Here is a 15,202-nt window from a genome sequence, read left to right on the forward strand (position 1 = left end):
GACATTGAATTTATTAAAGAAATGGACACTCTGGCAAAACGCTGACATTCAAGTTCCAAAAACATAGTTGAATTTATTTCGCACTAAAACATTGAAAAGAGGTATTCCTTTTAAGAATACCTCTTTTCTTAATTTATTTTTCTATTTTACTAAATGCGGTTCGTACTGCCGCGATGGTTCTCTCTATATCTTCATCGGTATGTGCAGTCGATAGGAACAACCCTTCAAACTGTGAAGGTGGTAAAAATACCCCTTCTTCAATCATTGCACGATAATATTGTGAAAAATAGTCAAGATTAGCAGATTTAGCTGTTTCAAAGTTTATGACTTTTTCGTTTGTAAAGAATACACCAACCATGGAGCCCGCTCGGTTTACATGCAGTGGGATATCATAATCCGCTGCAGCCTGTTCGAAGCCAGCAACTAATTTATCTACTTTTTGATTAATTGATTCATAGGCTGCTTCATCAAGTGCTGCCAACGTTTCATACCCAGCAGTCATTGCTAAAGGATTTCCAGATAATGTACCTGCTTGATAGATCGTTCCTGCTGGTGCAATGTTCTCCATAATTTCACGTTTTCCACCAAATGCACCTACTGGTAGACCTCCTCCGATTACTTTCCCAAGGCAAGTTAAATCTGGTGCTACACCATAGTGTCCTTGTGCAGAATAATAGCCAACACGGAAGCCTGTCATTACTTCATCAAAGATAAGTAATGTTCCGTGGTCTTCTGTTATTTTCCGTAATTCCTGCAAGAAGTTATCCTGTGGCGGGATGACACCCATATTTCCACAAACAGGCTCAGCGATAACGGCAGCAATCTCCTTGCCATATTTTTCAAATGCAATTCGAACACTCTCTGGATCATTGTATGGAACTGTTATTGTGTTTTGCGCGATTGATTTAGGAACACCAGGGCTGTCAGGTAAACCAAGCGTAGCAACTCCAGAACCGGCTTTAATTAATAATGAGTCACCATGACCATGATAGCTTCCTTCGAATTTTAAAATAAGATCTCTGCCAGTATATCCTCTTGCAAGTCGAATAGCACTCATCGTTGCTTCTGTTCCTGAGTTGACCATCCGGACCATTTCAATGGATGGGACACGCTCAATCACAAGCTTTGCAAGTTGATTTTCCAACAATGTTCCTGCACCAAAGCTTGTCCCTTTTTCAATGACTTCTTTTAATTTTGTAACCACACGATCATCTGCATGACCGATAATAAGTGGTCCCCAGCTTAATACATAATCGATATATTCATTGCCATCGATGTCTGTAATCTTTGAACCCTTGCCAGATGCCATAAAAACCGGCGACATACCGACTGATTTAAAAGCACGTACTGGTGAGTTAACCCCACCAGGCATTAAATCTACCGCTTCTTTATATGCATCAACTGAATGATTAAATTGTTTCATCTTTATCCACCTCTAGTCCTATTGTTCTTCTCTTAACCATTTTGCGACATCCTTCGCAAAGTAAGTTAAGATAATATCCGCGCCAGCACGTTTCATCGACGTTAACATTTCCATTACGATTGCCCTTTCGTCGATCCAACCATTTTGCGCTGCTGCTTTAACCATGGAATATTCACCACTCACATTATATGCAACAACTGGAACATTACAATTATTTCGTACATCACGAACAATGTCGAGATAGGATAGTGCTGGTTTAACCATGATGAAATCAGCACCCTCTTCAATATCTGATTCCGCTTCACGAAGGGCATCTAAACGGTTTGCAGGGTCCATTTGATATGTCTTGCGGTCCCCGAATTGTGGTGCACTATCTGCCGCATCACGGAATGGACCATAAAATGCAGAAGAATATTTCACTGCATAAGACATGATTGGAATATTTGTAAATCCTGCTTCATCAAGGGCCGCACGAATATATACAACAAAACCATCCATCATATTCGACGGTGCAATAATATCCGCACCAGCTTTTGCTTGAGATACTGCTGTTTTTGCTAGAATTTCTAATGACTCATCATTCGCGACATCATGATCGTGAATGACGCCACAGTGGCCATGTGACGTATATTCGCAAAGGCATGTATCCGCGACGATCAATAAATCAGGAAGTGCTTCTTTTACTAATCTTGTTGCCGATTGAATAATCCCATCATCGATAAATGCTCCAGTACCGATCTCATCCTTCGCCGTGATAACACCGAAGAACATGATTGCTTTAATACCAAGCGCATATACCTCACGCACTTCATCGAGTAATAAATCTAAAGATAATTGATAAACTCCAGACATGGAAGGGATCTCATTTTTTACCTTCTCCCCTTCAATTACAAACATAGGATAAATGAAGTCATCCGTACGCAAATGATTTTCTCGTACTAATGATCGCATTGCATTGGAGGATCTTAATCGTCTGTGTCGTTTAAATGTTATTTCTTTTGTCATGTTCATTACTCCTTCTAATTCTCGGCAAGATATTGGCACATTGCTGTAATCATGCCATCAATTGTAAATTGTTCAGCTGTTAAAATATCAGTAAAACCGAGTTCAACTGCTCGCTTTTCCGTTGTCGTACCAATACAAACACATTTTTGCTTCATGCTTTCCGTAGCCATTTCCTGAAATGCCTCAACACAGGATGGACTTGTAAAGGTGATAAAATCATAATCATTATCCAATAAAAGCCGGTTTAATGCTCCCTTACTTTCCGCATTAAAGACCGTTTCATACGCTTCTATCGTGGCAAATAAAACACCATGCCTTAACAACTCCGTTGGCAGTGTTGGTAGCGAGCGATTCCCGCGAACGAGAAGAATAGCATGCAGCGTACCTACTGCAGTTAAAAATTCATCCGCCATCGTTTCTGCATTGTAGACGGTTGGAAGAAAATCTGCTGTAAAGCCGTATGTGTTTAATACATCTTCCGTTTTATGACCAACGACTGCAAACTTTTTCGTATGCAGCTTCTCGAAATCCACTTTATAGTGAGATGCTAATGTAAAAAAGGCTTTAACACCATTTGCACTCGTGAAGAAAATCCATTCAAAGTCTGCAATACGATTTATCAGTTCCACATTTTTTGGGTTTTGTTTAACCGAAATTTTCAACAGCGGGATTTCAATCGGGATGCCACCATATTGCAAAATCTTTTCTGTAAATAAATTCGCTTGTGTCGCTTCTCTCGTGACCACGATTTTCTTATTTTGAAGAGAGAACGTCATTATTGATCAAGCCCTAATTTCACTTCTTCAACAATCTTCTTCGCACCTTTGGCTATTAATTTCGTTGCCGCTTGTTCACCGATTGCTTCCGCATCTGTACCACGAACAACTTCCTTCAAAATTGTTTTCCCATCAGGTGTACCAACCAATGCCGTTAGGACGATTTCATCCTTCTCCAAATATGCGTAACCACCGATTGGCACCTGACAGCCACCATCTAGTAATCGTAGGAATGTTCTTTCTGCTGTTACGGTCTTTGTTGTCCAATCATCATTTATTTTTGCCAAAATCGTTCGTATTTCCATATCATCTTCTCGGCATTCAATAGCGAGCGCACCTTGTCCAACCGCTGGAACGACTAAATCTGGCTCTAAATATTCGGTAATTAATTCCTCACTTAACCCTACACGCTTTAACCCTGAAACTGCAAGAATAATGGCGTCATAGTCTTCTTCTTGTAATTTGCGTATTCTTGTTTCGATGTTGCCACGGATCCATTTAATTGTGATATCGGGTCTATCCGCAAGCAGCTGTGCTGCGCGCCTTAAACTGCTTGTTCCAATAATCGCACCTGCTGGAAGATCTTTAAATAGACGATTTCCCTTCGCAATATAAGCATCCCTATGATCTTCTCGAACGGGAATGGAGCTAATCACCAGACCTTCCGGAAGTTCAGACGGCATATCCTTCATACTATGTACAGCGAAATCGATGGTTTTATCGTACATCGCCTGTTCGATTTCTTTTACAAACAAGCCTTTTCCACCAACTTTTGAAAGGGTAACATCAAGAATTTTATCCCCTTTTGTTACGATTTTTTTTACTTCAAATTCATTTTCTACGCCTGCTTGCTTCAATTGGTCAATTACCCAATTGGTTTGTGTCACTGCTAAATTACTTTGTCTTGAACCGACGATAACTTTTCGCAAACTATTTCCTCCTAGAAATGAAAATTAGATAAGGTGCTAAATAAAAAGAAATTGATGATTAGCACGAAAAATGCAGATGTATGATAAAGCGATAGAAACTTACCGCGATACCCTTTTACCATTCGTAATAAAAGGTAGATGATATAGACTACTAACACTAGTATAGAGCCGATCGTCTTCATGTCAATCCAATAGAATGTTGTAGATGATATATATGCCCAAACAATACCAAGAATTATCGCAAGCAATAGAAGCGGGACACCAATCGTTACCATAATAAAAGCAGATGTATCCAATTGATGCAAATCACCAAAGCGCCACATCCATTTTAAACCTTTCTTCGCTTTTAGAAAATGATATTGAATCAAATACATGAAGGAAAACAGAAAACCTATCGTGAAAAAGCCATACGAAACAATGGCCAATGTAATGTGTGCCGCAAGTAGTTCATCTGCAAATGGCCTTTCAATAAACGTTGAATGGACAGGACCATTAGCTGAAAAGCTGAGCAGCAAAATGAAAAAGCCAAAGACATTAATAAAAAACACGATAAAATTAACCGGGAATAATCGATTGATTATTAATGAGAATGTGATTAGTACCCAAGAATAAAAGAATAGGCTGTCAAGAAAGCTTGTCACAGGAAAGCTATGAGCAATAAACAATTGGTAAATCAAAAAAAGGCTCTGCATAGCCCAAACGATACCAAGCAACCAGAAGGCAAGTTTATTTGCTTTCTGGTTGTTAAGAATGAAATCTATAAAATAGCCGATGACACTTAACGCATAAATGATAAGAATGATTTCAAAGTATTCTTTAGTCTCCACCATATACTATTCCTTCCTTAAGTGGTTTGGATGTTCTCAACTTGTGGGAAGGCAATCTTATTCTCTTTTGTTAACGCTAATAGCGATTGGTTCTTATTTGCTTGGTTCTCAAAATTAGTCTTTACTTCCGCTTCAATTCCAAAGATATCAACGAATAATTGCAAGGATTCTTCTGCATTGTCTTTCCCTGCCAGTTCCTTTGCTTGTATGATTGGTTCCTTTAATAATTGATTTATAATGCTTTTCGTATGCTTGTTTAATACCTTTTTCTCTCTTGTCGTAAGATCAGGCATTTTTCGTTCAATGCTCTTCATTGTTTCTTCTTGAATGGTTTGTGCTTTATTACGCAATGCAGCAATCACAGGAACTACTCCCAATGTTTTTAACCATTCTTTGAATGTAACGATTTCTCCCTCAACCATTAGCTCAATTTCTGCTGCAGCTGCTTTTCTTGCTTCGAGATTGCTGTCAACAATATGCTGTAAATCATCAATATCATATAAGAAAACATTATCCAGTTCGCTAATCATTGGATCAATATCTCTCGGTACAGCAATATCGACTAAGAATAAGGGTCTTCCTTTTCTTTCCTTCTGTACCGCTTCTATCATATCTTTTTTCAATACGAGTGACTCCGAACCTGTCGAACTTATTAAAATATCTGCAGAAACTAATACATCTGACAATTGGTCAATTGATACGGCATTCGCATTGAATTTCGCTGCAAGCCCTTCTGCCTTCTCTAGTGTCCGATTAACGACTGTAATCCTAGTTGCTCCGGATCCTTGCAGGTTCTTCGCAGAAAGCTCGCCCATTTTACCTGCACCAAGAATAGCAACATGCTTATTTTTCAAATCACCGAAGATTTTCTTTGCTAATTCAACGGCTGCATAGCTAATTGATACAGCATGCTCGCCAATCGACGTTTCACTGTGTGCGCGTTTACCGAATGTAATTGCTTGTTTGAATAATTCGTTAAACACGGTACCAGTCGTTTTGGCCTCTTGTGACGCTAAAAACGCTTCTTTTACTTGCCCAAGAATTTGTGTTTCCCCTAGCACCATCGAATCAAGTCCTGTTGACACTCGGAATAAATGCTCCATTGCACCATCATCTTCCGTAATTCGTAAATAAGGGGAAAACGTTTCCTTATCGAGATTAAACCACTTTGCTAAAAAGTTTTTTATATAATATCTTCCTGTATGAAGCTGATCAACAACCGCATAAACTTCCGTACGGTTGCAAGTTGATACGATTACGTTCTCTAAAATACTCTTTTGATTTTTTAATTCAATCATTGCATCCATAAGAGAAGAATCCTGAAATGTAAGCTTCTCTCGAATTTCTACAGGAGCTGATTTATAGTTAAATCCAACTTTAAGAATATGCAATTTCCTACCCCCATATAATGTAAATCATCTTCTCAAACCAATTTATAATAATTATTATTTAGTATTTTTTAGTAAAATAGAATTCCTATATATTATACCATAAAATTCGATAAAATATGGCTTAAAATGTGAACAAGATTTGAAACAACATGGTAAGATAGAATGTAGAGTATATGGCACGTTTGTACTTTATCATACAATAAATGCTTAATCAAGAAATGTAGCCCAGAGCAAAGACCTAAGCACCCGTTAAGCTGTGATGTGCTTGTACTTTTATATTAAAGGATTTGAACAAGTATGTTGGAATTTAGATAAAGTGCAGATTACTTTAATTCAGAATTTCTTTGCCGAGGTCCGCAGCCCCCATACACCTTCGCTTTCCGCGGGCGGGTGAGCGAAGGGCGGTGACTCCTGCGGGAACAGCACGAGTCCGAAGACCCCGCAGGAAGTGCTTTTCATCACCATTCATTACTTGGTAAATATGAAAGTACAAAGGCTACTCGATAGATTAATACAGCTAACATTGTCACTGTAATCGTCGTGACGATCCAGTTATGTTACAACCAACAATCATTTAAGAAATACCCTTATTCTAATAGTAAAGGAATGATCTTTTGAAAAGGCAAAACGCATTACTCGCATATATTCTGATTGGAATTGGGCTATTTTATCTGCTTAGGCAGCTAAAAATACCGATATTGACTGATTTTTATTCGTGGCAGACCCTTTTAATTATCATTGGGCTTGCGTTGTTAATTCACGGATATTCCGCAAAGCATTACCAAAATCTATTTAACGGTACTATCGTTCTAGGGATTGGTATTCATCTCCATGGATTACAGCATTATGCTTTTTGGATTGACCACTGGGCCGTTTACATATTAATCGTCGGTATTGCCTTTATCATTCAATACTCGAAGACAAAGAAAGGCTTATTCCCTGGACTACTACTAATTTTACTAAGTGTGCTGCTAATCTTCTCGAACCAGCTTGCACTTAATTTGACATGGCTTTACGACATCATTCATATTGTTGAACGATTTTGGCCGATTATCCTCATCATCATCGGGTTTTACTTACTAAAAAAGAAACAATAAACAAAACCAGCTAGTTGTAAGTGGAAATTTTCCTATTACAACTAGCTGGTTTATTTATCTATTGTATTGTTATCTAGATTAGATGCGGAAATCAATTTGACCCAACTTCTAGCATACCATTTTTGCTTACAAATACTTGCTTAATATTCCCCATGCCTCATCTTTTCCTTCTCCGGTTTCTGATGAGAATGGTAAGACGATATCATCTGCTTCCACATTTAAAGTTTCCTTCGTCCGTTTAATATAGCTTGCACGCTTGCTCTTCGGAATTTTATCAAGCTTCGTTGCAACGACGACGACTGGAAGTTCATGATATTTTAGGAATTCGTACATTTGAATATCATCCTTCGTCGGTTCATGCCTAATATCCGTGATTAATAGCACAACTTGGAGTGTATCTCTCGTCCCAAAATACTCCTCCATCATTCCGCCCCATTTTTCACGTTCAGACTTTGAAACCTTTGCATAGCCGTATCCAGGGACATCAACAAAATAAAAGCTTTCATTAATTTTATAAAAGTTTAATGTTTGTGTTTTTCCCGGTTTAGATGATGTTCGTGCTAATGCCTTACGATTTATTAATTTATTAATAAAAGAAGACTTGCCGACATTGGAACGACCTGCAAGGGCAATCTCTGGTAGCTGATCGCCCGGATATTGCTTCTTGCTTACTGCACTTATGACAATTTCTGCATGATTTACTTTCATGTTTTGTTTACTCCCCCACTAACGCATGCTTCAGTACTTCATCAAGATGACTAACTGGAATATACGTTATATCGTTTCGAACACTTTCTGGTATACTATCGAGGTCTTTTACATTATCCTTTGGAATAATTAAGGTGGTCAACCCGGCACGATGCGCGCCAAGTGATTTTTCTTTTAAGCCACCAATTGGAAGAACTCGTCCTCGAAGTGTAATTTCGCCTGTCATTCCGACCTCTTTCTTCACTGCTCTCCCCGTTAATGCCGAGACAAGCGCCGTTGCCATCGTAATTCCGGCAGATGGGCCATCTTTTGGTGTTGCTCCTTCAGGCACATGGATGTGGATATCATATTTCTCATAGAAATTTGGTTCGATATGAAGCTCGTCCGCACGAGAGCGAATATAACTGAAAGCAGCTTGCGCAGATTCCTGCATCACATCACCTAATTTTCCTGTTAACGTTAGTTTACCCTTTCCAGGATAATGCGTCACCTCTATTGATAAAATATCTCCACCAACACTGGTATACGCAAGTCCTGTTGCTGTACCAATCTGGTCATCCTTTTCCATTAATCCATAATGGAAAACAGGTTTACCTAGTAATTCCTCGATGCTCTTTTCCGTTACAACGACACGCTTCTTATCTTCAGAAATAATAATTTTTGCCGTTTTCCTGCACAATTTTGCTAATTGACGCTCTAATCCACGTACACCAGCTTCTCTCGTATACATCCGAATTAACTTCAACAAGCTCGCATCACGGACCTGTAACTGACTTTTCTTCAGTCCATTCTCCTTAATTTGCTTCGGTAGGAGATGTTCTTTTGCAATGTGCAATTTTTCGATTTCCGTATAACCTGCAAGCGAAATTAATTCCATCCGATCAAGTAGTGGTCCTGGTATACTATTCACATTATTTGCCGTTGCAATAAATAATACATTCGATAAATCGTATGTCTCTTCAATAAAATGGTCACTAAATGTACTATTTTGCTCTGGATCAAGTACCTCCAGCATTGCTGATGATGGATCCCCACGAAAATCATTCGACATTTTATCGATTTCATCAAGCAAAAATACAGGATTCACTGTACCCGCCTTTTTCATTCCTTGAATAATTCGTCCAGGCATTGCACCGATGTATGTTCTGCGATGGCCTCTAATTTCCGCTTCATCTCGAACCCCGCCAAGGGAAATACGAACAAAATTACGATTTACTGCGCGGGCAATTGATTTTGCTAAGGATGTCTTCCCTACACCAGGCGGCCCTACGAGACAAAGGATTGGTCCTTTAATCGTATTCGTAAGCTTTTGAACTGCTAGATATTCAAGGATCCGCTCCTTCACTTTATCAAGACCATAATGATCTTGATTCAATACCTTTTCCGCAAAATCAATTTTAATTGTGTCTTGGGTTTTATTGGTCCATGGCAACACAATCAGCCACTCTAGGTAATTGCGGATAACAGAGCTTTCTGCTGAACTTTGCGGTACTTTTTCGTAACGCCCTAGTTCTTTTAAAGCAACTTCCATAATATGCTCTGGCATATCCGATTGCTCAATCTTCTCTTTTAATTGTTCAATTTCGCTTGATTTACTATCTCTTTCACCAAGCTCTTTTTGGATTGCTTTTAATTGTTCACGCAAATAAAATTCCTTCTGTGTCTTTTCCATTGAAGTACGGACACGCAGACCAATTTTCTTTTCTAAATCCAATACTTTCTTCTCATTGGAAAGAAGCTTTAATAAATGCTGCATTCGCTCTAGTACGTCTTGCTTTTCAAGTAGTTCCTGTTTATCTTGAAGCTTTAAGGATAAATGAGAGGCAATGATATCCGCAAGTCTGCCTGGTTCTTCAATATCGGCAACCGTTGCAACTGTTTCCTTTGTTATCTTTCTAGAAACTTTTATGTATTGTTCAAACTGTGCAAGGAGTGAACGCATCAACGCTTCTTCCTCCGCTGCGTCTCCATGAACATCTTCTAATTCTGCGATTTCCGCAATGAATGTGTCCTCTGTCTCCATGTATTGCACAATTTCCGCTCGGTATAATCCTTCTACAAGCACACGTAAGGTACCATTTGGTAATTTCAACATCTGTTTAACCATTGCCACGGTCCCTACACGATTGATATCCTCTGGTTCTGGCTCATCCATGCTCACTTTTTTCTGTGCAGCTAGAATGATGGTTTGGTCCCCCATCATCGCTTTTTCTAATGCAGCGATCGATTTATCTCTTCCTACATCAAGGTGCAGGACCATTGAAGGAAATACAAGTAATCCACGTAATGGAAGGAGGGGCATTTGTATATTGTCTTTAGTCATAATATGGAGACCTCCATTTTCTTTTTATGTATTCATTTTGTTATCAAATAAATAAATAAATAAGTAAATAATGAATGAAATTTTTCTCTTAACAATTCACATGATAACTTAAGCTACTTTTCTATAAGCGAACTATCCAACGTCATTGCGCTGCATTCTTATTTTTCCACGTTCTTAAAGTCTATAGAAAACTTTGTTCTTTGTAAATCTTAATCGTTCAATATTTATTTATTTCTATCGATACCAATTAGTATTTACGCATCCGTTAAAACTAAACAGAGAAAAGAGACTGACAAGAAGACGCGCCCGAATATATCTAAGGGCTCGCAAACAAAAGTCAGTCTCTAATCTTTAACTTTATTAATAAAGATCGCTTGTACTACCGTTCGTGCTTTTTACTTAGGCACTCTCTTTAGGAAGTTTCGCATTTCCAGCTTGGATTGTTCCATCCCTAAATACGAGTGTAGGACTGCCATCTTCTTCAGATACGGTTTCTTTCGTAATGATACATTTATCAATATCATCTCGTGACGGTAATTCAAACATTACTTCAAGCATGATTCCTTCAATAATTGAACGTAATCCACGTGCACCGGTTTTACGCTCAATCGCCTTCTTCGCGATTTCAGTTAAGGAGTCCTCTTCGAATTCCAGTTCAACATTATCCATTTCGAATAACTTTTGATATTGTTTTACTAAGGCATTCTTCGGTTTCGTAAGAATTTGGATTAGCGCATTTTCATCCAATGGCATTAAGCTACCGATGATCGGAATTCTCCCGATAAATTCAGGAATTAAACCATAGCGTAATAAATCTTCTGGAAGTACTTTTGAAAGTAATTCATCCATGCCCAGCTCTTGTTGTTCATTTGAACCAAAGCCAATCACCTTTTTACCTAAACGACGCTTAATTACTTGGTCAATCCCATCAAACGCCCCACCAACGATGAATAAAATATTGGTTGTGTCAATTTGAATGAATTCTTGATGCGGGTGCTTACGACCACCTTGTGGAGGTACACTTGCAACCGTTCCTTCAAGAATTTTCAGTAATGCTTGCTGTACCCCTTCGCCAGATACATCACGTGTAATCGATGGATTCTCTGATTTACGAGCTACTTTATCGATTTCATCAATATAAATAATTCCCTTTTCTGCTTTTTCTACATCATAGTCTGCAGCTTGAATTAACTTCAAGAGAATGTTTTCAACATCTTCCCCAACATATCCTGCTTCTGTTAAAGAAGTTGCATCTGCCATTGCAAATGGCACATTAATGATTCGTGCTAAAGTTTGCGCAAGCAATGTTTTCCCACTCCCTGTTGGTCCAATCATTGCAATATTACTCTTCGAAAGCTCTACATCATTTGTAGTCTTCGGTGAATTAATCCGTTTGTAGTGATTATATACCGCGACAGATAGGCTCTTCTTCGCCTGTTCTTGTCCAATGACATAATCATCAAGAATGTCGCAGATTTCCTTAGGTTTTGGAATTTCCTTTAATTCCATTTCTTCTTCCGTACCAAGCTCTTCTTCCACAATTTCCGTACAGAGTTCAATACATTCATCACATATATAAACACCAGGTCCGGCAACTAGCTTACGAACTTGATCTTGGCTCTTACCACAAAACGAGCATTTCAATTGTCCTTTTTCTTCATTAAATTTAAACATTCCATTTCACCCCTACGAAACCAATTAATATATCTAGGTTTCAACTTTTATAGTTATCATATCAGAACAAAAATAAAAAACAAAATATTAAACATTGGATACATGCTTTTTTAAGCCGCATTTATATTCTGATTTGTTAACATTCTTCTTTCCATTATCAATAAAATATGCAGAAAGTCAAATCATATTACTTATACTATATGTTGATTTTATGAATTAAGTCGAGTTTAAACGATTTATTAGCATGCTATGTGTTGAAGATACTATGTAGTTGAACTATTTTCTAGTCCGATTGATAAATAATAAAGAAACAAGGTGCGGGTAAACACACCTTGTTTCTTTATGCTATGTTTTGTCGCAATTAAAGATACAATGAATCAATTAGTTACTTGCTTTACTATTTTCAACTAAAAATTCAATCGCTTTTCTCATTTGTAGATCACTCTTAATTGTTTCTGTGCTTCCACCTAGCATTGGAACTAACTGTTCAGCATCAATGCCATACATTTCAGCCATTTTCGCCAATTCTTCGTTTACATCTTCATCTGTTGCATCTAAATTTTCTGCTTTTGTAATTGCTTCTAATGTAAGGTTCGTTTTCACGCGTTTTGCAGCATCTTCTTTCATTTGATCTTTAAGTGCTGCTTCGTCTTGACCAGAGAATTGTGTGTACATCTCTAATGTCATGCCTTGCATTTGCAAGCGTTGTTCAAATTCTCTTACCATCTGTTCTAATTCTGTTTCTACCATCGCATCTGGAATATCTACTTGCGCATTTGCAGAAGCTTTTTCGATTAAATCTTCACGTTTTTGGTTTTCAACGTCTTGCTTTAATTCTGCTTCTAATTGCTCTTTTTTCTTCTTTTTCAATTCATCAAGTGATTCCACTTCTTCATCAACGTCTTTAGCGAATTCATCGTCTAATTCTGGAAGTTCTTTGAATTTTACTTCATGAATTTTCACTTTAAATGTTGCTTCTTTACCTGCAAGTTCTTCTGCATGGTAGTCTTCTGGGAATGTCACATTGATTTCTGCATCTTCGTCAAGTGCTTTACCAATTAATTGCTCTTCGAATCCTGGAATAAATTGACCTGAACCGATTTCTAGTGAATGGTTCTCACCTTTTCCACCGTCAAATGCAACACCATCTGAGAATCCTTCGAAGTCCATTACAACTGTGTCGCCTTCTTCTACTGTGCCTTCCTCTTTTACAACAAGTTCAGCATGACGCTCACGTAATTGTTTGATTTCTTTATTAACATCTTCATCTGTTACTTCTACAGAAGGAATATCTACTTCTAATCCTTTATAATCACCTAATGTAACTTCTGGCTTAACTTCTACTTCAGCAGTGAAAACTAATGTGCTGCCTTTTTCAATTTTCTCAATATCAACTTGCGGTTGAACAATTGGGAAGATATCTGTTTCATCAATTGCATTTCTGTATGCTTCTGGAAGTACGATATCTACTGCATCCTGGTATAAAGATTCTACACCAAAACGTTTTTCAAACATTCCACGAGGCATTTTCCCTTTACGGAATCCAGGTACCTGTACTTCTTTTACAACTTTCTTGAAAGCCTGATCCAATGCTTTATCAAATTCTTCTGCTGGAACTTCAAATGTTAACGTTCCTTTATTTCCTTCTTGTTTTTCCCATTTAGCTGTCATTACAATTCCCTCCAAAATCTATTATATCCATTCATTAATCATATTTTTAGAATAAATGTTAGCGAATGCTCAGATTTACAACCATTTTATTATACCATAATTCGCATGGCATTCAACTATTATTAGAAACCAAACGATTACATTGACTGGAAGTGACTATTTTTAAGTTTATCCGCCTATTCCTCAATGATACTCATATACAAGGTTTCACACATTTTTATTTCATCAACATAATGCAAAACGGTTGGCTCTAAGTTTTCATGTGACTCTATATGTATGTTTAAATATTCCATTCCGATAAGCTTTAACGCCTCTGCTATCGGATACGCCACTTCTTGATGCGGTGCAATCGGATAAAGTACAAATAAGTAGTGCTGCAAAATTTGTTTGATGACTGCATATAATGTCGGATTTTCGAATTCAATATCCTTTACTAAGAATAGTATCTCATTAAATGCTGCGCTTTCAGTAATCTCCACAGCCTCAATTGGAATTACATCTGTATTGATATCAAATTTCTGAACAGCTACGCTTTCTGCAACATGATTGTCCTTTAGTAAATAAACGATTGCCGTTTTGATCACAGGATGTATCGCTTTATTTACTAATAATGCAGCGATTTCATCGTTAGCTCTTGCGTTCATTCGTCGCAGGTTCTCCATAATCCGCCATTGTTCCTGATGATCCTCTTGTTCAATCGCCACTGTTAATTCATCTTGTAGGAGCACTGACTTTTCAATCATGATATCTACTTTCATCTTTTTGCTAATATCATATAACTGCGTAAATTGCTCACGAAAGATTTCTGGCAACTGCTTATTGGCAAGCTCTGACGCGGCATGTTCCATTAATACTTCATATTGATTCGTTTGGAACAAGATTGTTAAATACATATGTACGTAATGGTAATAATTTTCATCCTTATGTTCAATTAGCGTCTCACAAAGTGATTGGGCTTCTTCATATCTTGCAAGCTCCATTAAACACATCAACTTTGCAATTATTATTTCATAATTATCTACTTGAAAGCTTAATAATTTATTTAACTTCTGCAATGCTTCTTCATAGCGTTTTTCCTGTAATGCGTATAAACTCTCTTCTTCAAGTGTTTTCTTCCACTTTGGAAAGAGGATCACATTATTCGGCTCGGTGTACATTTATTCACCCCCTATTTTTAGTATTGATGATTTAGATATAAGCTATACATACCCCAAAGAATGGAGGGGTAAACATAATATATAATAGAAAAAGAGAAACCTAATAAATGGATAGGTTTCTCTTCAAATAGCGTCCCAGGCAGACGTATATAATAGGAAGAAACACGTTATCATATAGGGTTTTCTATCTATCATGTGTAAAATATGTGTAAAAGGTTATG

General features: G+C 37.7%; 12 protein-coding genes. 1 reads left to right on the forward strand and 11 read right to left on the reverse strand.

What is annotated here, in order from left to right; all coding sequences use genetic code 11:
- Positions 1-133: 133 nt before the first annotated feature.
- The 6 genes from hemL to hemA are packed head-to-tail and all read right to left on the reverse strand — an operon-like array spanning position 134 to position 6,351.
- Positions 134-1,423: a glutamate-1-semialdehyde 2,1-aminomutase gene (gene hemL, locus CWR48_RS09825; protein WP_115773054.1), complete on the reverse strand. Its 1,290-nt coding sequence runs from the start codon at positions 1,421-1,423 to the stop codon at positions 134-136.
- A gap of 18 nt (positions 1,424-1,441) precedes the next feature.
- Entirely contained in the window at positions 1,442-2,428 is a 987-nt protein-coding gene (gene hemB / locus CWR48_RS09830) for a porphobilinogen synthase (RefSeq protein ID WP_115773055.1), read from the reverse strand.
- Positions 2,429-2,442: 14 nt separating this feature from the next.
- Positions 2,443-3,204 (reverse strand): uroporphyrinogen-III synthase, encoded by a 762-nt coding sequence (locus CWR48_RS09835; protein WP_115773056.1) that lies wholly within the window; start codon positions 3,202-3,204, stop codon positions 2,443-2,445.
- Positions 3,204-4,133, reverse strand: a complete 930-nt coding sequence (gene hemC / locus CWR48_RS09840) for a hydroxymethylbilane synthase (RefSeq protein ID WP_115773057.1) — start codon at positions 4,131-4,133, stop codon at positions 3,204-3,206. Before hemC ends, CWR48_RS09835 begins: the two co-directional genes overlap by 1 nt.
- 11 nt (positions 4,134-4,144) lie before the next feature.
- Positions 4,145-4,963: a cytochrome C assembly family protein gene (locus CWR48_RS09845; protein WP_115773058.1), complete on the reverse strand. Its 819-nt coding sequence runs from the start codon at positions 4,961-4,963 to the stop codon at positions 4,145-4,147.
- Positions 4,964-4,977: 14 nt separating this feature from the next.
- Positions 4,978-6,351, reverse strand: coding sequence for a glutamyl-tRNA reductase (gene hemA, locus CWR48_RS09850; protein WP_115773059.1), 1,374 nt, complete (start codon positions 6,349-6,351; stop codon positions 4,978-4,980).
- Positions 6,352-6,965: 614 nt separating this feature from the next.
- Between hemA and CWR48_RS09855 the strand changes: the two genes are divergently transcribed.
- Positions 6,966-7,448 carry a LiaI-LiaF-like domain-containing protein gene (locus CWR48_RS09855; protein WP_115773060.1) on the forward strand — a complete coding sequence of 161 codons (483 nt, stop codon included), beginning with the start codon at positions 6,966-6,968 and terminating at the stop codon, positions 7,446-7,448.
- A gap of 126 nt (positions 7,449-7,574) precedes the next feature.
- On the opposite strand, the gene yihA is transcribed toward CWR48_RS09855, so the two are convergent.
- From yihA to CWR48_RS09880, 5 genes are all read right to left on the reverse strand, one after another.
- Positions 7,575-8,156, reverse strand: coding sequence for a ribosome biogenesis GTP-binding protein YihA/YsxC (yihA, locus tag CWR48_RS09860; protein WP_115773061.1), 582 nt, complete (start codon positions 8,154-8,156; stop codon positions 7,575-7,577).
- Positions 8,157-8,163: 7 nt separating this feature from the next.
- Positions 8,164-10,479 carry an endopeptidase La gene (lon, locus tag CWR48_RS09865; RefSeq protein WP_115773062.1) on the reverse strand — a complete coding sequence of 772 codons (2,316 nt, stop codon included), beginning with the start codon at positions 10,477-10,479 and terminating at the stop codon, positions 8,164-8,166.
- Between the two features lie 399 nt (positions 10,480-10,878).
- Positions 10,879-12,153 (reverse strand): ATP-dependent protease ATP-binding subunit ClpX, encoded by a 1,275-nt coding sequence (gene clpX / locus CWR48_RS09870; protein WP_115773063.1) that lies wholly within the window; start codon positions 12,151-12,153, stop codon positions 10,879-10,881.
- Between the two features lie 381 nt (positions 12,154-12,534).
- Positions 12,535-13,824 (reverse strand): trigger factor, encoded by a 1,290-nt coding sequence (tig, locus tag CWR48_RS09875; RefSeq protein WP_115773064.1) that lies wholly within the window; start codon positions 13,822-13,824, stop codon positions 12,535-12,537.
- A 176-nt stretch (positions 13,825-14,000) separates the two neighbouring features.
- Positions 14,001-14,981, reverse strand: coding sequence for a tetratricopeptide repeat protein (locus CWR48_RS09880; RefSeq protein WP_115773065.1), 981 nt, complete (start codon positions 14,979-14,981; stop codon positions 14,001-14,003).
- Between the last annotated feature and the right edge of the window lie 221 nt (positions 14,982-15,202).

The organism is Oceanobacillus arenosus, from assembly GCF_003369575.1.
Classification (GTDB): domain Bacteria; phylum Bacillota; class Bacilli; order Bacillales; family Amphibacillaceae; genus Oceanobacillus; species Oceanobacillus arenosus.